This window comes from Enterococcus sp. NPDC086594 (assembly GCF_044746145.1).
GTDB classification, from domain to species: domain Bacteria; phylum Bacillota; class Bacilli; order Lactobacillales; family Enterococcaceae; genus Enterococcus_D; species Enterococcus_D entomosocium.
This window is the reverse complement of record NZ_JBIVBP010000006.1, coordinates 215,956-233,749: the sequence shown is the minus strand read 5'-3', so window position 1 is coordinate 233,749 and position 17,794 is coordinate 215,956. Positions and strand designations below refer to the sequence as shown.

General features: G+C 44.8%; 12 protein-coding genes. 3 read left to right on the top strand and 9 right to left on the bottom strand.

Annotated elements, in window-relative coordinates:
- Window positions 1-15: 15 nt before the first annotated feature.
- The 3 genes from ACIPK1_RS11300 to ACIPK1_RS11290 form a co-directional block, all read right to left on the bottom strand.
- A complete protein-coding gene (locus ACIPK1_RS11300; protein WP_400450901.1) occupies window positions 16-1,383 on the bottom strand; it encodes an RsmB/NOP family class I SAM-dependent RNA methyltransferase in 1,368 nt (455 codons plus the stop codon).
- A gap of 138 nt (window positions 1,384-1,521) precedes the next feature.
- Entirely contained in the window at window positions 1,522-2,157 is a 636-nt protein-coding gene (locus tag ACIPK1_RS11295) for a YitT family protein (RefSeq protein ID WP_008378064.1), read from the bottom strand.
- Window positions 2,158-2,361: 204 nt separating this feature from the next.
- Complete coding sequence (locus ACIPK1_RS11290) at window positions 2,362-3,165, bottom strand: MerR family transcriptional regulator (RefSeq protein ID WP_016611256.1); 804 nt, start codon at window positions 3,163-3,165, stop codon at window positions 2,362-2,364.
- A 106-nt stretch (window positions 3,166-3,271) separates the two neighbouring features.
- Between ACIPK1_RS11290 and ACIPK1_RS11285 the strand changes: the two genes are divergently transcribed.
- From ACIPK1_RS11285 to ACIPK1_RS11275, 3 genes are all read left to right on the top strand, one after another.
- Window positions 3,272-5,005, top strand: a complete 1,734-nt coding sequence (locus tag ACIPK1_RS11285) for an ABC transporter ATP-binding protein (protein ID WP_218193219.1) — start codon at window positions 3,272-3,274, stop codon at window positions 5,003-5,005.
- Window positions 4,998-6,782, top strand: coding sequence for an ABC transporter ATP-binding protein (locus ACIPK1_RS11280; protein ID WP_005231996.1), 1,785 nt, complete (start codon window positions 4,998-5,000; stop codon window positions 6,780-6,782). The genes ACIPK1_RS11285 and ACIPK1_RS11280 overlap by 8 nt, the downstream gene beginning before the upstream one ends.
- 206 nt (window positions 6,783-6,988) lie before the next feature.
- Window positions 6,989-8,488 carry a helix-turn-helix domain-containing protein gene (locus ACIPK1_RS11275; RefSeq protein ID WP_400450898.1) on the top strand — a complete coding sequence of 500 codons (1,500 nt, stop codon included), beginning with the start codon at window positions 6,989-6,991 and terminating at the stop codon, window positions 8,486-8,488.
- 74 nt (window positions 8,489-8,562) lie between these two features.
- Here ACIPK1_RS11275 and ACIPK1_RS11270 read toward each other — a convergent pair whose 3' ends face one another.
- The 6 genes from ACIPK1_RS11270 to ACIPK1_RS11245 all read right to left on the bottom strand — a co-directional run.
- Entirely contained in the window at window positions 8,563-12,786 is a 4,224-nt protein-coding gene (locus ACIPK1_RS11270) for a WxL domain-containing protein (RefSeq protein WP_400450896.1), read from the bottom strand.
- A gap of 20 nt (window positions 12,787-12,806) precedes the next feature.
- Window positions 12,807-13,856, bottom strand: coding sequence for a WxL protein host-binding domain-containing protein (locus tag ACIPK1_RS11265; protein WP_400450894.1), 1,050 nt, complete (start codon window positions 13,854-13,856; stop codon window positions 12,807-12,809).
- A gap of 225 nt (window positions 13,857-14,081) precedes the next feature.
- Entirely contained in the window at window positions 14,082-14,861 is a 780-nt protein-coding gene (locus ACIPK1_RS11260; protein WP_008378042.1) for a WxL domain-containing protein, read from the bottom strand.
- 173 nt (window positions 14,862-15,034) lie between these two features.
- Window positions 15,035-15,445 carry a hypothetical protein gene (locus ACIPK1_RS11255; protein ID WP_008378040.1) on the bottom strand — a complete coding sequence of 137 codons (411 nt, stop codon included), beginning with the start codon at window positions 15,443-15,445 and terminating at the stop codon, window positions 15,035-15,037.
- Window positions 15,438-16,892: a helix-turn-helix domain-containing protein gene (locus ACIPK1_RS11250; protein ID WP_400450893.1), complete on the bottom strand. Its 1,455-nt coding sequence runs from the start codon at window positions 16,890-16,892 to the stop codon at window positions 15,438-15,440. The genes ACIPK1_RS11255 and ACIPK1_RS11250 overlap by 8 nt, the downstream gene beginning before the upstream one ends.
- Before the next feature lie 397 nt (window positions 16,893-17,289).
- A partial coding sequence (locus ACIPK1_RS11245; RefSeq protein WP_400450891.1) for an LPXTG cell wall anchor domain-containing protein occupies window positions 17,290-17,794 on the bottom strand: 505 nt, incomplete at its 5' end.

The following is a 17,794-nucleotide window of genomic DNA, read 5'->3' as shown; positions in this document are numbered from 1 at the left end:
AAAACACTATTTCGTTTAAATCGCTTTGAATCTTAATCCTTTTGGAAAGAAGTTTTTCACAGTTCCTTGGACTTGTTTTCCAAAACAGACGGGGATCTCATCGACTGTCAAAATCACCCACCCAGCATTTCCTGACACGCTCAAGGTTTCACCTGCCACATACTGCTGCCATTGCGGCAAAGTGATTGGCACTGTCGGTGCCCCTTCTTCTGCATGGATCGCCAATGCCAACGCATAACTAGGTTCGATCCGATTCTTCTTAACGACGCCGACATGCAAACCTGGGCGCATAAACTTGATCCCTTTTAAAGAAGGCATTTCTTCAGGAACGAGCCAGAGGTTTTCTCCTAGCAGCTGAGGCGTCGCATTCAGTGCCTGTAAAAAAGGAAACTCCTTGCGAAAGGCTTGCCACAACTTTTGAGTTGCTGCATCCAGTGGGCTCTTGGCTTTCGCTCCTTTGCCTTTTTTCTTCTTTTTCACTGGTATTGCTTCTGCTAGCGAGGTCAATTTCGCAGCGAAATGACCTTCTCCTTGGTTTAAATGCGGCCATAAGCGGATGGTTTTCTCAATCCCTGGTGCCTCTCCCCACTCGCTGCGCCCATGAGATACATTGGCCAAGTCGATCGCTTCGATTGTGAAGGGATACTCCTCCATTAACCAAGCCATCATCGCTTCGTTTTCTTCAGGGGCAAAGGTACAGGTGGAATAGATCAGCTGGCCCCCCGGTTTTAGCATCGCAACGGCTTGTGCCAAAATGTCTTTTTGCCTGATCGCACACTGATCAGGTGTTTCTGCCTGCCATTCCTCTAAGGCGACGGGATCTTTACGAAACATCCCTTCACCAGAACAAGGGGCGTCCACCACGATCTTGTCAAAAAACTGAGGAAAATGGCGGCTCAATTCTTGTGGAGCCTGATTGGTGACGACTACATTCGGAAAGCCCCAACGCTCCACATTTTCTGATAGGATTTTGGCACGCTTCGGGAAAATCTCATTTGCTACAAGCAGCCCTTTTCCTTGTAATTGGCTTGCCAGCTGCGTTGTTTTGCCCCCTGGTGCCGCACATAAATCTAAGACCCGCTCCCCTGGTTGAGCGGCTGCGATCGTTGCCACGATCATCGCACTAGGTTCTTGGCTGTAGACATAGCCAGCTTGATGGAGCAACGAACGGCCTTTGACTTCGCCAATATAAGCCGCTTCTGCATAGGGGGCGGGTACAGCAGCTGGTCCATATTTTGCCAGCATCGCTTGTGCGTGCGGCTTAGCAACATTCAAGCGAAAGCCTTTGACTGGCTGATTATCGGTTAAAGCGGTAAAAAAAGCTGGTGCTTCTCCTCCTAGCAACCGTTGGTATTTTTCAATAAATGGTGTTGGTAATTGCATACTACCCCTCCTCGGCTTTTTTATTCTAGCGACTGAGAAGCAATTATGCAAGAATTCCTTGAGCAAATGGCAAAAAAACTGCAGCTGAGTGAAGTGGGCGACTAAATCGCTTCGACTTCTCTTTGCTGCAGACCTTTTTTATTTAAAAATCGCTTTTTTGACACTGCTTTCGATGAATGGCTCAGAGACACGGTTGTCCCAGAATTTGATCAGTGGGCCCACTAAAAAGGCACTGATGAAGGTTCCGATCCCGATTGGCCCGCCTGTGAAGAGCCCAATCAAGGCAAAGGCAACGTCTTGAATCACCCGCACCACTCGATAGTTGGCTTTCGTCTGATCGACGATGGTTGGGGCGATCGCGTCGTAGGGGGCGCTACCCAAATTCGCTGACATATAAAACGAAGCACCGAAGGTAAAGAAGATGATCCCGATCAACAAGAACAAACCTTGCTGCCACCAATTATTCGGACCGACGGATAACCAATCAAAAACGTTGGTATAAAAGTCGATGAAAAATCCTGTCAGCACCATATTGATGACCGTCCCGATGCCGATATGACGACGGCCAAAGATAAAAATCAATACTAGGACAGCGATATTGATCATCAATTGATAGACCCCAAGGGATAACCCTAGCAGCTCGCCGACACCGATATTGGCTGCTGTGTATGGGTCTAGCCCCACTCCGCCGACCCGCAGCAATGCCGCCCCGAATCCTAAAATGGCGACACCAATCAACGCATAAAGCGAGCGTATTCCTGTTTCTTTTTTCATTAAAATTTCCCCTTTTTTCTCATCTGTTCTTTCAAGTATAACGAGAAAAAAGCAAAATGGGAATTTCAACGCTTCACAGGGCTTTTTGTATGGAAGGGATCTGGCTTAGTCATCTCCTTTGCTTCTATTGAAAAGCCAGCGGCAATAATCATTGCTATTGCGTATCTTAGTTTTCGTTTCTTACAGATACGCGTGCCTCGTCCATTACTCGGGCTTCACTGGAACCATCACTTCAAATATCTGCAATTCTTTTTGTGTGGTAAAGACTTCATCTTGCCATAACAATTCCCAAACATCGCCATCGATTTTCAACTGCTTCTCTTTTAGAAAGGCTTGGATGCGGTGGGTAAAAGCGGCAATTTGTTCTTCTCCCTCACTGACAAATCCAGAAACATACGTACCAGCGGGACGTGTGATGATCAGCTTTTCCGGATAGAGATGTAGCCGATCTTGGGGAATCAAGATCAATGCCCGATAAGGCGATGCGTGAAAAGTCTGATCCTCCAACGTCGTTCCTGCACTTAAAAAGCCGATGGGATAGCCACTGAAGGCATCTTTATAATCCACTAGCGGATAAAAACGGGCGTACACTTGATAAGCAGATTCTGGATCATCGCCAGCGATCTCTTCGGAAACGATAAACGCCTCTGCTTCGTGCTGCGCTATCGTAAAGGTCTCAAAATCGGCTTTCTGTACTTTTTCATAGCGCTGGATGTAGCGATCGAAGGTTCGTTCCAATTCTTGTAGCGCAGCGATTTTGTCACGGACTTGTCCTCGCCGTTCCACAAGTTCCTTTTGCGTATATTCCGGGTTGCGGTTTTTCAAAAATTGGCGAATGTCTTGCAAGGGCATGTCTAAAGAACGCAACATCAAAATCACGTCTAACTCAAGGCATTGTTCAAAGCCGTAATAGCGATAGCTGTTTTCACCAATCGATTGCGGTTTGAACAAATCGATTTGATCATAATAAATCAATGTGCGCCGACTCACGCCAGCATAAGCGGACATCTCACTGATGGTCAATTGTTTTTTCAAAAAAATTTCACTCCTTGCTTGACTGTAACGTAACGTTACAGTTTATTCTACCATAGAACGACATTTTTGGAGGGAAATCATGAAACAATTACAGTTATTTTATAAAGAAGAACGACGCTTCTTTTTCAGTTTATTTCTTTTGATGCTAGTCCAATCCTTCGGCACACTCTTGTTGCCGTATTTTTTGGCAAAAATCATTGATGAAGGGATCTTAAAAGTCGACACGACGGCCATTTGGCACAATGGCTGGTGGATGTTTGCCATTGCCATCGGCACCGTGATCGTCTCGGTAGGCGGTAGTTATTTATCTGCCCACCTTTCAGGAAAATTCGGGCATTTTTTGCGGATGCGCTTTTTCAAAAAAACACAAGAACTCTCTGTATCCGCTGTTGATGGCTATGGTACACCCACTTTGCTGGCACGTACCACCAGCGACATCAACAATATCCAACAAATTTTGATGATGGCGCTGCAAATGATTTTGCCAGCCCCAATGATCGTCGCAGCTTCGATTTTTCTAACCGGCACCGTCTCTTTACGGATGATTTGGGTCCCAATCGTAGCGATCCTATGTTTTTCAATGATCGCTTATGGGGTGATTCGCAAAGCGATCCCATTATCACAAATCACGCAAAAACTAGTCGATAACATGATGCGGATCTTACGAGAAACCTTTACCGGCGCTCGGGTGATTCGGGCATTTGACAAAGCGGCTTACGAAAAAGAACGGACAGATCAAACCTTGACGGAATATGCGAAAACCATGATTAAAGTCAATCGCCTCTTTGCTGTCTTGAATCCGACCGTCAACTTAGTAATGGGACTCTCGATTTCGACCATCCTAGTCTACGGCGGCTATCAAAGTCTTCAGGGCCACCTAGCTATTGGTAGTATTACTGCCATTATCGAATACACGATTTTGAGCCTTTGGTTTTTGACCATGGCAGCGATGGTGATCGTGATGGTGCCTAAAGGCTTGACTTCCTTACAACGAATCGAAGAAGTCTTAGAAGAACCAATTGATTTGATTGACGGTGACCAAACCTTAAACAAATCCGCCTTGTCAGAAACGATCGCCGCTTTCAATCACGTGCAATTTACGTATGAAGGCGCCGAAGAACCTGTCTTAGAAGATATCAGCTTCGAGATCCACCGAGGCAAAACGACAGCGATCGTTGGCGGAACCGGCTCTGGAAAAAGCACCATTGCCAAAGCCTTGCTGCGTTTCAAAGATGTGACTGCTGGTTCGATTACGCTTTTTGGCCGCAACATCAAAGAGATCTCTCAAGCCGAATTACGGGACCAAATTAGTTATGTCCCGCAAAAAGCGCTCTTGCTTAGCGGCACGATTCAAGAAACCCTGCGTTTCGGCAATCGTCCGGCAACCCATGAGGCGATGGCAAAAGCCGCTGAAGTTGCCCAAGCCAAGTCATTTATCGAAGGCTTGCCTGAAGGTTATGGAAGTCTAGTTGCTCAAAAAGGCAGCAATTTCTCCGGCGGTCAAAAGCAACGGCTGAGTATTGCCCGAGCGCTAACAAAGCCCGCAGAAATCTACTTCTTTGATGACAGCTTTTCTGCTTTGGATTATCAAACAGACGCCAACTTGCGGCGTGCATTGAAAGAATACACGAAAGATGCCGCCGTCATTATCGTTGCTCAACGGGTATCGACCGTTAAAAATGCCGATCAAATCATTGTCTTGGATAACGGTAAGATGGTCGGTAAAGGAACCCACGAAGAATTATTACGCACTTGCCAAACTTATCAAGAGTTTGCATCATCTCAAGGAATGGGAGGAATGAAGGATGAGTAAACAAACAATGGATACACCAAAAAACATGAAACATACAAGCCGGCGCCTACTTCGATTACTAATGGAACAAAAAGCCCGCTTTCTGCTGATCATCGTCTCTGCCTTGTTCTTTTCCTTACTAATGTCCATCGCCCCTTTGATCTTGGGACGTGGACTGGATAATCTGATCGCCTTGTTTCAACAAGAAGGCTGGCAAATCAATGATTTTTGGCAAAGTATTTTAGGCCCGGTCGTCCTATTAGCGGGAACATGGCTTTTGATCAGTCTCTTTTCCTTACTGCAAGAGTATACGATGGCCAGTGTCAGTGAAACCCTGACCTTGACTTTACGCAAACAAATCAGTGACAAATTTAATCGCCTGCCTATCAGTTTTTACGACAAACATCATACCGGCGATATTTTAAGCCGAGTGATTCTCGATTTAGATAAAGTATCCGAAGTCTTACAAGTCGGTTTGATGCAGCTGATCACCGCAACCATCAGCATTACCTTCGGCTTGATCGCCATGCTTTATCTCAGCCCATTACTGACGATCGGTGTGGTCCTGATTTTGCTTTTGAGTGCTTTTGTGACCACCGTTCTCGCACGAAAAAACTTGAGCTACTTTACCAAAAACCAAGAAACATTAGGTGCAGTCAGCAGTCGTGCGGAAGAGTTTTATACCGCAAATCCGCTGATCAAATCCTACAACCAACAAATTGCCGTTGAAGCGGAAATGGCGGAATTGAGCGAAGCCCAATTTAAAGCTTTTCGGAAAGCACAGTTCGTCAGTGCAGCGATCAATCCTTTCGTGCGCTTTATCAATCAAATCGGCTTTATCTTAAGCGCCGTCGTTGGTGGTCTGATGGTGTTGCAAGGGCAATTATCCATTGGTCTTGTACAAGCCTATCTGCAATACATCAACCAAGTGTCTGAACCGATCACGCAAGCTTCTTATATTATGAATACCTTGCAAAGTGCCTTAGCATCTCTCGAACGAATTTTTGAGATCCTTGATTATCCTGAAGAAGAAACAGCGACCCAGCAACTGCCGGTACCGCAAACCATCAAAGGAAAAATCGATTTCCAACACGTCTCCTTCGGCTACAACAAGGAAAAACTCCTGATGGAAAACGTCGAATTTTCCGTCAAACCAAAACAAACGGTTGCGATCGTCGGACCAACAGGCGCTGGAAAAACCACCATGATCAATCTTTTGATGCGCTTTTATCCTTTGAACGGTGGAAAGATTTTGCTGGACGATCAAGACATGATGTCCTTTTCGGCACCGGCAGTACGGAAAAAATTCGGTATGGTGCTGCAGGATACATGGCTGTTCCAAGGAACCATTGCTGAAAATATCGCATATGGCAATCCCGATGCCACTCGGGAAGACATCTTGGCTGCAGCCAAAGCCGCCCAATGCGACCACTTCGTGCGGACCCTGCCCAACGGTTACGATACCGTCATTGGCTCCGAAAGCGAACTGTCTCAAGGACAACAACAATTATTGACGATCGCCCGGGCGATTTTAGCGGACCCAACGATCCTGATCCTTGATGAAGCCACCTCCAGTGTCGACACTCGGACGGAACAAATGATCCAAACGGCAATGGATCGTTTGACCCAAGGAAGGACCAGTTTTATCATCGCCCATCGTCTTTCTACCATCAAAAATGCCGACTTGATTCTAGTGATGAAAGACGGCTCCGTCGTCGAAAAAGGCTCCCATACTCAATTGCTGGCACAAGATTCCCTTTACGCCCAACTATATAACAGCCAGTTTGCAACAGCTTGATGAAAAAGCCGAAAGGTCCAACGATGTCTATGACGAATCGTTGGACTTTTCGGTTATTTGCTTTTCATCCCTAAGTAGCACAAGTGTTCCTGTACAAGAAACACTTGTTACCTACCAAAAACCTTTCCCTTGCCTTGCCAGTATCCATATTCCATAATCAGACGTGAGAGACGATCCACCAAACAGACCATATGGGAGTGTTATGAATGAAAAATTTTCAGATGACGTTTATTACTTCTACTACCACCATTCGTTGGTTGAAACTATTGAATCTCTTGGAACGGCATAAGACCCTTTCGAATCGTGAGTTATCAAAAGCTGTCCAGAGTTCGCGGCGCACGATCATTTATGATATGGAGGGGCTACGGAGCTACTTTGGAAGTACTTTAATGATCGAATCCACGTCGAATGGCTATTCTCTTCACGAATTACTACCGAAGGAATATCTTGAACGAAAACGAGCGCTCCTTCAGAATGAACCATTATTCGTTATTCTTGAGCATCTGTTTAAGGGAGAATATCGGACAGTTTCCGAATGGGCAGACTATTTTTATCTTTCTGAAAGTTCCCTTTTACGCTATTTAACGCTTTTTGAAAAAGCCCTGAGGCCCTTTCAGTTATCTGTTGATCACAAGAATTTCCGTCTGATCGGATCAGAAGCGGATATTCGCAAATTTTTTCATACCTTTTATTATGAGTCAGACGCTACGCCTCATACGGTACGCCCAACGATCGCTGTGCAAAACATCGTCTTAGATTTTTTTCGAAATATACGCGGCAAAACCAATAATACGGCTTCATTTTGGTATATCAGTTATTGGTTGTATATTGTCCTTGAGCGTACTCAAGCAGGAGAAACTGTCATTGTCTCCGATCAATTAAAAAAGATCGTCTTGGCAGATGAGCTCTTCCAAGAAATCCAGCCCCTCAATCAACGACTCCAAACGGCTTTTTCCTTGTCTTTACCGTCAGAGGAGCTGGTCTACCTTTTCGCTCTACTAGCAAGTAACCGTGGGATAAACAACTATCTCAGGGAAATATCATTTGTTAACCGCTTTGACCATTGGCCTGAGCTAAAAGAACTGACTGCCAATTTTTGCAAGTTTCAGCAAATATCCGATCATGATCAGTCCCGAGATTTTATTTTTCTCCATTCTTTCTTTATAACAGAAAAAATAAAACAGCTGATTTCCCCTACCTATAATCTAAGTATGGAAGAAATTTCCAGTTATGCACAAACGCAATACCCTAAAGAGTATGAGGAAAATACAGAGTTTCTTTTTAGGCAGCCCCTCTTTGAAGCAACCGCTCTGTCAGCAATCAGTGCCCGCTTCACTTTGTACTTTGAAGGATTAAAAGAAAAATACTGGGGCAACCCACGCCGAATCGCCTTTCTTTTAGAAGGGGATGCGCATATTTGTCTTCACATCAATGCTTTTGCCGTAAAATATTTTGGTCGATATCATATTTTGCAATTTCCTGATTCCAGTGAGTTTTCTTTAGATTATGTTGAACGAAACAAGATTGATCTAGTCGTGACGAATTACGCAGAGTATTTGGAAGAGTATATTTTAGATGTTGAATGCCTCCTGATAAAATCGATCCCAGATGCAGATGATTGGAACAATTTCTTGAAAATCATCAACCCAAAAATCATCCATAATTTTGCGTTGCGAAACATCGAAAAAAGCACCTTTTATAAGTGAAAAGACGTGTGCGGCACTTGAACGCCGCACACGTCTTTTCCATTCGTTTCTTATTGCCGACTAGTATTCTTTCTTCACTCTGGCACACTACTTAACGACCATTCAATCGTTGCACGGTACCATCCCAACTTGGGATTTGCACCAGCAGGCACTTCCAAGGCGACACTGGTGGCTGCCGTCTCTTGATCACCAAAACGATAGACCCATGTTCCCGTACTCTGACTGTCGCCAGTTAGTAGAGGCTGCGCTTCACCTGGCGTCAAAGTTACACTATCATTCACCGTGGAAAGCTCTGGCATACTGGCATTGGAATTTGCTGAGGTCGTCATAAGCCGTTGATTGGCTAAGCTGATTTGAGCACCGATCAAGGGCTCATTGTCTTCATTTTGGAAGCCCTGCGAATCAAGAGTCGCCGATAAACGCCAACTCGTCTCTTCTGCATCGTTACGCTGATCCGTGATTTGCACATAATTCGGACGTTCCTTAGTTTCGGTTGCCCCTTCGGCAAGATTCATATGCTGAGGCAGTGCGTGATACGTTCCTTTGGCACTGCGGATCGGCACCTGACCAAATCGGAACTGGGAAACAAAATCAAGACTGAGCAACCCTTGGTTCTCAGGAATGACCGACGGATTTTCTGGATTCACTTCTACATCCGGTTCTAATGGATCAACCGGTGGCAGTGGTCCAGTCTGGGCGATTCGCAGGGTAGTTGCAGCGGGAAACACAGCGTCCCGAAAAACAACTTCTGAGGCTGGATTCTGATTGCCGTGTTCGTCATTCGTTGTCGGCGGATTGATCACTCCAGCTTCTTTTGCCGAACCAGCAGAATCTTTCAGAAAGACTTGGATCTCATCCCCCGCTTTTAACTGCCGATCACTTACATCAATCGTAAATGTTCCATCTTCATCGATAACCACCGCCTCTGTATCAAACCAGGCACCATTATGTGCAGCACTTAGCTCAACCTCTTTGTCTTCCGTGTGGCCATGGATCTCAGTTGTTTCTTCAAGAAGTACGTAGGAAGCAAAAGCTGCGGGCGTTGGCGGCAAAATAGGGAAAACCTGCACAGACTCGGTCCGTATTTGATGTTGGGCACCTTCTGTCAGTTCGCCGCTGGTTAATTCGACAGCGACGACTCGGACGATGGTTCCTGCTTCCAAAGGAGTCTCAAGAGGAATCTCAAAAATCCCTCCTTGCGGCTCTTCTCCATAGATACTGATCCCCGGTGTTTCTTCTGTATGTCCGACGGTTTTTGCAGTGACTTCTTCCTTCTCACCATCTGCTGTTTCAATTTCAACGGTCACTTTCGCTTCATCATCCCAAGCAGGGCGAGTGCCATCAAAACCAACAGGCAAGCTGACTCGCCCATGAATTTTTTTGTCCGCATTCGTCGGCACCCGTAACTCATCGACGATCGCCCAACGCGCATTGTTTGAACTTACGCGAGAGTACGCTGTCAGTCCCTGATTGCCAAAGGTCTCCGTATTCAATATCTCTGGTTTATTCGTCAAACCTAACGTGCCAAAATCAGCTCCTGAAAAAGCAAAATCGAGGGTTGGGAAATTTAGATCGGGATCTCCTAAGAGATTTGACCCGTTTTTCCAAACAGCTAAGTCACTATTCGTCGCTGTTAAAGTTGAAAGATTAGAAACACTAAAGATGTTTCCTCCATCAAGCCGCTCATTACGAAAATCAAAAAAGACTGGATCGTTCAAGAAGACAGATAGTTTACCTGAACGAAACACGCCACCATTCGGGGAACTTGTCCGCCCTTCCACTTGGAAATATCCTTGTTCAACGTAGATCGTTGAATTGAAGTAGGTATGCATGTCAATCCCCGGACCACTATCTGCTACACACATAAATTTACTATCGACACCTACGATTGAAAAATTATTCTCTGTCCCGTTATCATGGATGCCTCTCGCATAAAAAATTCCTTGATTTCCTCCAGCGACATTCCCATCATGCGCGTTGCCGTTTCCCGGATTATAAAGGTCAACGATGCCGCCTTCTGTGATCTCAAAAGAATTTCCTCCACTAGGAATTCGGATCAAGGGTGCGCTCCCCCCTATTTTACGAACTTTTACTATTCCACCATCCGTTACATGAAAGGTCACCAAACCAAAGTATAAAAATCGAATCACTGCATGGTCCCCGTCAGCCTCATGGCTGCTAGCTATTAATTGTCCATTGCTTTTAACTTTAAAAGTAAAGTTCAGACTAGTGATATTGATCGCACTAGCAGTGATGCTTTCGACCTCTAAGACTGCTGATTCACTCAAAGTAAGAGCCCCAGCTTCTGCCGCATTCGACGGTGTCGATAAAACAAAGGATGCTGCTCCTTCTGCCGCTGCAATCTCACTGAAAATCCGTACATGTGTCTCTTCGCCACTAATGGTGACGTCGGCATTTTTTCCGTTGACCCGTAAAGCATTCGCATTTTCGGCGGTCAAGCGTACTTTTGAGCCGTTCTGGATCGTCAACTTAGGATTCTCACCAGTCAGAAATACGCCGCGCCTTCTTTGTGTCGTTTCAATCTGCAATAAGGCAGCATCCCCCACAACCATTGTTGGATCCGCCCCCTTCATAAATAGTGCAATATTTTGTTCCTCCGACATTGCTGTGGCTGCTCCCTGACTTTCTACAATGAGCGTACCACCATCAAAAAGATAAAAATTGCTGTTGTCTCCTACTAGTTCGATCGCATTGGCATCTGCCGCCGTCTCATTGTTCACCCGTACTTGTGTTTCATCTCCTGCGATCGTAGCAGAAGGAAAGAAACCATTTAAGAGGATAGCGCTCGCATTCATTGTGTTTATCGTTACGTTTGCACCAGATTGGATCGTCAATTCTGGCTGCTCTCCAGTCAGAACAAGCCCGCGTTTTCTTTCTGTAACCTCGATTGAAAAAACTGAATTCTCTGCTGCAATAAAGCGAGGATTTCTCCCAGACAGAATAACGGCATTATTATTACCATTGGTCGGAGCAGCAGTCGTTCCTGGACTGCGAATAGTTAAACGAGCACCATGATTGAGTTCCATTTGACCATTATCGCCACGTAAATCGATTGTATTCGCATCCCCTAGTCGCGTAGTAATGCTCACTTGCGCACCCTCATCGATCAACAATCTAGGATCTTGAATATCTGGTGCTGTATAAAAAATCCACATATTCGGCTTATTAATAATCACTTGCGCTTGATTTCCGACCTCTACTTCTTTCAGATTGAACAAAGTATCGGAAGCCATCGTCATTGCTTCGAAGCGATTGATCCCACCAGTAAAGTGAACCTTCGCTTCTCGTGCTAAAATAAAAGGTGACCGATTCTCCGAGGCTTCTTCTACTTCCTCTAGTTCAACGACCCAGTTTTTACTCAACGCATTGGTGGTCTGGATCAAAGCGGTATTACCTGTTTTTTGGTATGTGAGATTTTCGATACGAAAAATCGTTTCTTCGTTAATGGTTAATAATTGAAAATAAGCACTATTGTTATTGAGGGTCAATGCATGACCATTTCCTTGAATCATTATCGGACGATTGATGGTCATTATGCTGGAAGTAGATTGGACAAGGTCCGCTTGTAAGGAAAGAATGGATACGGATGGATCTTGTAAAGCACTAATAAACTCCGCCATGGTCGTTACGTAAGCTGTGCCACCATCAAAGGCGCTTGGTACGATCTCACTAGCCGCCTGTACCTCTGACTCCTCCTGCGGACGCTCAATGTCTGCTACTTTTTCAGCAGGATCACTGTCCGTTTCTTGCGATTCTAAGGACTCATTTTCCAAGTCTTTCGGTGTTTCCTCAGTGTCTGTCTCTGCAGCAGCTATTTCAACGATCGCTTCGCTCCCTGCACTGGCTATAACAAAACTTCCAGGAAGTTCGGCAACGATCAAAACAGAAAATGTCTGCCGTGCTTGACTTGCTTTGATCTGCCAGCCTTGATCGCTTTGTTTTACTGCTGTTTGTCCGGGTGCCAATACATCAGTCATCAGCTTGACTTCTGCTGGTAATTCTAGGAAGATTTCTGCCACCGCTTGGTCGCTGACCAAATCGATCGTAAGCGGTTGACCTACCGTACCAGCAAATTTAGGCTCTTTGAACTGCACCGTCCCTTCAGGCTCAGATGTTCCTGTGGCAAACTCCCCCAGAACTCCCTCATCCGCTAGCGGTTGTGCGAGGTATGGCGGCTCGGTTTCAGCAAAAACAACGATGAGCGGGACACTCATCAAGCGTAATCCCATAAAAACAAGCAGCAAGCGAATCCAATATTTCAAGTTTTGCTTTTTCATTCCATGCTCTCCTTTACTTCTTACGTATCCATGGTCGGCTTTTTGTTCTTCCATAACAGCCAAATGATTATTCCAATAAGGAAGATCACTAGTCCTAATGCGCTGATCAACCACCAGTTTTGCCCCTCTTCAATGGTGACATCCTCACGATTCAACTGTCGTGCTGTGTCTGCTTCCACAGTAAACGGATATTCCCATGTCCACTCCTCACCTTCAGCTCGAGCTGTTAAGCTCATTACATATTCTCCGCTGTAAAAACGATCCCCCTGTAATGAAACGGGAAAATGAAAATGTGAATTTGGCGCCATTTGCATCCCTTCACGCTGCGCCTCATATAAGACTTCTTCCTGATCCGCTCGTCGAACAGTTGCCTCTACCTCTAGTCGATTGACAAAACGCGGCAACGGATTTTGTAGCGTTGCCCGAAACGCATTGCGATAATTGACTTGACCGGCAAACACATCCAATAACGCAAGCTCTGGTTCAATAATAGACGCTTCATTGCGGACAACAACGCCTAGGATATAAGCAAATCGATTTTGGATCGCAACACCTTCTTCCTCTGATCCAGTCGCTTCTGCGATGACCTCTCGAATACGTAAACCGCCGACTAGACTACCAGTAAAGGCTTCTTCAGGCATATGTATGGGTAACTCGATCGTCTTTTTTTCCTTAGCTAACAAAATAATCTCTCCAGGTGATTCGATTAGATCAGCTATCGAATAAGGCAAAGTCGGATCAGGTTCTGCGGCATCTTTGCCATATTCCACGACGCCATTTCCGTTAGTGAACGCCGTATGTGCGGAAACTTCGATCGTGATTTCCTTTTCCGCGCGATTTTGAATCGTCACCCCCAGAACATCATCGGTCCCTGGTGCTAGTTCTAGATCAAAATAGCCACTATTCCCATCTGGCAATTGGCTTTTCGGCAAATTGGGGACCACATGAAATGGCAATTCTGATTGTGTTTCTGCCCAACCTGTCATCGGCAATCCAACGAGTACCATCACCAGTAAAACAAACCCAGCTACTAGCCTATTCTTGATTGATCTCTTGCTTTGTGTCTTCATAATGAATCATTCCTTTCAAAATAGGCAGGAACAACTCGTCTCCTGCCTATTCCCTATATCCCTTACTCACTTCCTGATTCGTTTTTCCCTAATCGCAACACGCGTATCATTCGCTATCGCGCTTACTGGTGAAATGATTCGTTAAAATCATGTGCCTTTATTCATGCTTCTGAGCCAAGCTAAAAGACTGGCTTCTTTGCTGTGTTCTTCCAAAAAACTTATCCCTTAATTCCCAGGAGTGGCACTTAAATGCCAAGTCAGAGTAGCCGTATAAGCGGTTGCTTGCGGATTCGCTCCTGTCGGTATATGGAGCCAAATCGCTTCATTGAGAATATCCTCTTCCCCAGCTGCATGCTGTTGATTTAGCAGGGTTTGATTGCCCCATTGAACCGTTGAAAGTCCCGCCCCTTGGCCAGGAGCCGCAGACATCAAGGTGTTGCCTTCCGTTCCAACATCGATGGTTTGATGGTTAAATTGATCGCTAGGTGCTGTTGGGAAAGTCGCCGAATCTAATGCATTCGAACGAATCTGTGGATTTTGAAATTCGATATAAGCCCCACGTAATACATGATTCGAAGTGGCATCTGTACTTGTAAATTGATCCAAATCGACATTTAACGTCCAGCCGTTGTGTCCACCACGGGTATCCAATACTTGAGCAAAAGAGACATATGGCGCGGTTCCTGACCCATCAGACAGTCGTTCCAGCTCCGCAAGCATTGCGGATTTTCCAGGGCCTGTGCTGATCACTTGGGTTCCAAAATCGAAGCGCTTTGGCACATGCACCAAAGTGAACGGACCGGTTACCTCTGGATCGATCGGATCAATTTCTACCTCTGGCTCTTTTTCAGGTAACTCAACATCGATCTCTTCCTCCTCCCCAGGGATGAAATCTACTTCATTTTCGGTATTTCCTTCCAGGATGGGGGTTGCTGCTGCGGTCACTCCCCCAGATAACACAGCGATACTCATGACACCGATTGTTGCTAAATAAATACGTTTCATAAAAAATTACTCCTTTTACTATTATTATTCGCAGAAAGAATCTACGATGATTACTATTGATTGATGCGTAAACCTTTTTTCGCTAGAACTGGTTGCCAGTTGGCTTACTAATCCTCTCACTTCTTCAAAAACCACAACAGTCGTTTCCTAAAACAAGCGTGCGACCGTATTGCCTAAAGGCTATTTTTCTCACGATCTGATCGTCGTGTGCTTAATTTCAAGTAAGCGACCACACTCAAGAGGACGAGCAGCAGACCTATCCAGCGAATAAGCAGTCGTTGGTGACTGTTCGTTTGCGGAAAACGATCATTTTTTGCGTGACCAGATGAATCATCTTCAGGTACTGGCCATTTTCCTGTCGGCGGTTTTGGCTCTGGCTTTGCAGGTTCCTGACCACCAACAAAACGGATGACCCCTTCTGTTCTAGCGGTGGACACTTCTTTGGCTTCTACGAAATCAGCGACTAGCAGACAACTTAAAACCAACATCGCTACAATGAAATACCTCAATTTATGAAGCGGCATGTATTCCCCCTCATTTTCCTTTCGCCCCTTTTTCTCTTTCAAAAAACATACTTCAGACACAGACGAAGTCCTCCAATCCTTCATTTAAGATGGAGACAACCATTTTAATCGCTTCTTTATACCCAATGTATTTAGGCAAAAAAAATACCTGCGGTTGCTTTTCTATGGAGTAATCAAATGGAATGATATTGGTGATCAAAATATCACAGTCAAGCTGGGTGATCTGTTCCGATGTTAATTGTTCTTCATAGAGCACAGCCATTCGACCACTAAAATGATGTTCAAAAATACTATAGACCCATTCATCGATCACATAATTATTGGCAAGCAACACCACGATTTTTTGTGAAACCCGGATCAATTGATTGCCAAAAAGATAGAGAACGAAGGAACAACAAAAGTCCCTCAAAAATTGATTTTTGAAACATTGCGGAATCTCATTCACTTCCATAAACCTAATCAAAGGCTCATAAAGATCAAAAGGCAAAGAAAACACAAATTGATTCGTACTATCCGGATTTTTTAGGTAGATAGGTGCTAAGCCAACTTTTGCATATTGCCGGACTAAAAAATCTTCCACGACCTGTTGAATTCCACAAGGCTCGTCAAGGTAAGTATTGTGCTGTTCAAAAAAAGCAACAAAGAGTTCAACGAATCGCTTACTCGTTTTTGAAAAGGTATTGAGAGGAATCCTCGTTTTCCCTCGAAGCGCCCACTGCGCATAAAGTATTAAGTAAATAAAGCACGCTTCCTGAACGAGCCGTTTTTTCGCAATGGGTTGGAGACTGCTGCTTTCTTGAAGTGTTTCACTGATCGTCAAAAAAAGCGGATCTTGCTGGATCAATGCTAGGATCTCAGGATCAAATATCAAGGTTCCAAAAGTGGCACGCTGAACAGACAAACGAATAATATTGATGACCTTTTTTCTTGAAACGATCCCCACGTTTTGCTCAATTCTTCTTAAAAGCGTTTCTTGAAGCTGATGTTCAATGACCGGCAACTCAAAATAGTGCGTTTCGCAATAAAAATCCCAGAAGAACTTTCGCTGATTGATCTCTTCTCCCATCAGCCCAATCGGTGCTTTGGTTACCACCAAACCGTATTCATCAAGAATCAGCTGTAATTTTTTTATGAGTCGATTTGCCGTTGATTCTGAAATATGCATGGCTCGAATCCAAGCTAAAAAAGGAAACGTTTGTCCCGCATAAAAAGCTTGTACTAATAAAATAAGTGGTTCTCGCTCATAGAAGGAGCGTCGTTTTTTATAGTATTCACCATGATCATTGATTACCAACTTCATCCCGTGATGGGTCCCTTCAAGAGAGATCGCATCACCAAAAAATGTGCGTAGTGCTTTTAAGTCCGTTAAGATCGTCCGCCGAGAAATACTCGCTTTTTCTGAGAGCTGTTTGACACTCAAAATCTGTTCGTTTTCCATGTACGCCAATAGTATAAGGCTTCTTCGATTCACTGAGTTCGTTACCAATTGGAATGTAAGACTGTTCACGGGCGTAATCTCCTTTAGCAAATTTCCTATAAATTTTCCATCAAATCGTAGGTCCCTCCTTTAGTGCTGCCTTCGAATCGTTGCAATGTTTCTTGTTTGATTCTAACAAAATTACCACCTATTTTTTATCCAGCATTTGCACACGAGGGTGCAAAAATATTGACTTTCCGCAAAGAATCATTTGTTCTGCGGGCTCTCAACGGTAAATATTAGATGTTATTTTAAATAATTCAGACACGTTTTTGTTTATTGTTTCTCTTTTATAAATTGCTAGCTGTACTCACCAATAAGCCGCAGCTTTTTTAGTAACAGCGCCGATTTCAACTGCCTAAAGCACAAAAAAACAGCTAGACACTTGTCTAGCTGACTTTATAGAATTATAAGTTAGAGCTAACTCCTATTTCCTTTTCAGTACGCTTGTAAACACACCGCCTACCATGATTGCGCCTAGAATCACCAGCCATGCAGCTCGTTGCTCATTCGTTTGAGGAAGAGCCTTTGCTTTTTCTTGACTAGAAGATTTCGTGGTTTCGCTACTAGCACTTGTTTCAGTAGACTGGCTCTCATGGGGATTTACTAGCGTGGCACCGTCATGGTTTGTGGTCGTTGTACTTGGTTCTGCTATACTTGGCTCGGTCGTACTTGGTTCTGGGGTACTTGGCTCCGTGATACTTGGCTCTGTGGTACTTGGCTCCGTCGTACTCGGTTCTGTGGTACTTGGTTCCGTGGTACTCGGCTCCGTTGTACTTGGTTCCGTTGTGCTTGGTTCGGTAATGCTTGGTTCTGTGGTACTTGGTTCCGTTGTACTTGGTTCGGTTGTGCTTGGTTCTGTGGTACTTGGCTCCGTTGTGCTTGGTTCCGTTGTACTTGGTTCGGTAATGCTTGGCTCCGTTGTGCTCGGT

Bases quoted from the DNA above. Each gene is read 5' to 3' on its own strand.
- ACIPK1_RS11265 (WP_400450894.1), bottom strand. From the start codon at position 13,856: ATGAAGACACAAAGCAAGAGATCAATCAAGAATAGGCTAGTAGCTGGG.
- ACIPK1_RS11280 (WP_005231996.1), top strand. From the start codon at position 4,998: ATGAGTAAACAAACAATGGATACACCAAAAAACATGAAACATACAAGC.
- ACIPK1_RS11285 (WP_218193219.1), top strand. From the start codon at position 3,272: ATGAAACAATTACAGTTATTTTATAAAGAAGAACGACGCTTCTTTTTC.
- ACIPK1_RS11275 (WP_400450898.1), top strand. From the start codon at position 6,989: ATGAAAAATTTTCAGATGACGTTTATTACTTCTACTACCACCATTCGT.
- ACIPK1_RS11270 (WP_400450896.1), bottom strand. From the start codon at position 12,786: ATGAAAAAGCAAAACTTGAAATATTGGATTCGCTTGCTGCTTGTTTTT.
- ACIPK1_RS11260 (WP_008378042.1), bottom strand. From the start codon at position 14,861: ATGAAACGTATTTATTTAGCAACAATCGGTGTCATGAGTATCGCTGTG.
- ACIPK1_RS11295 (WP_008378064.1), bottom strand. From the start codon at position 2,157: ATGAAAAAAGAAACAGGAATACGCTCGCTTTATGCGTTGATTGGTGTC.
- ACIPK1_RS11300 (WP_400450901.1), bottom strand. From the start codon at position 1,383: ATGCAATTACCAACACCATTTATTGAAAAATACCAACGGTTGCTAGGA.
- ACIPK1_RS11290 (WP_016611256.1), bottom strand. From the start codon at position 3,165: ATGTCCGCTTATGCTGGCGTGAGTCGGCGCACATTGATTTATTATGAT.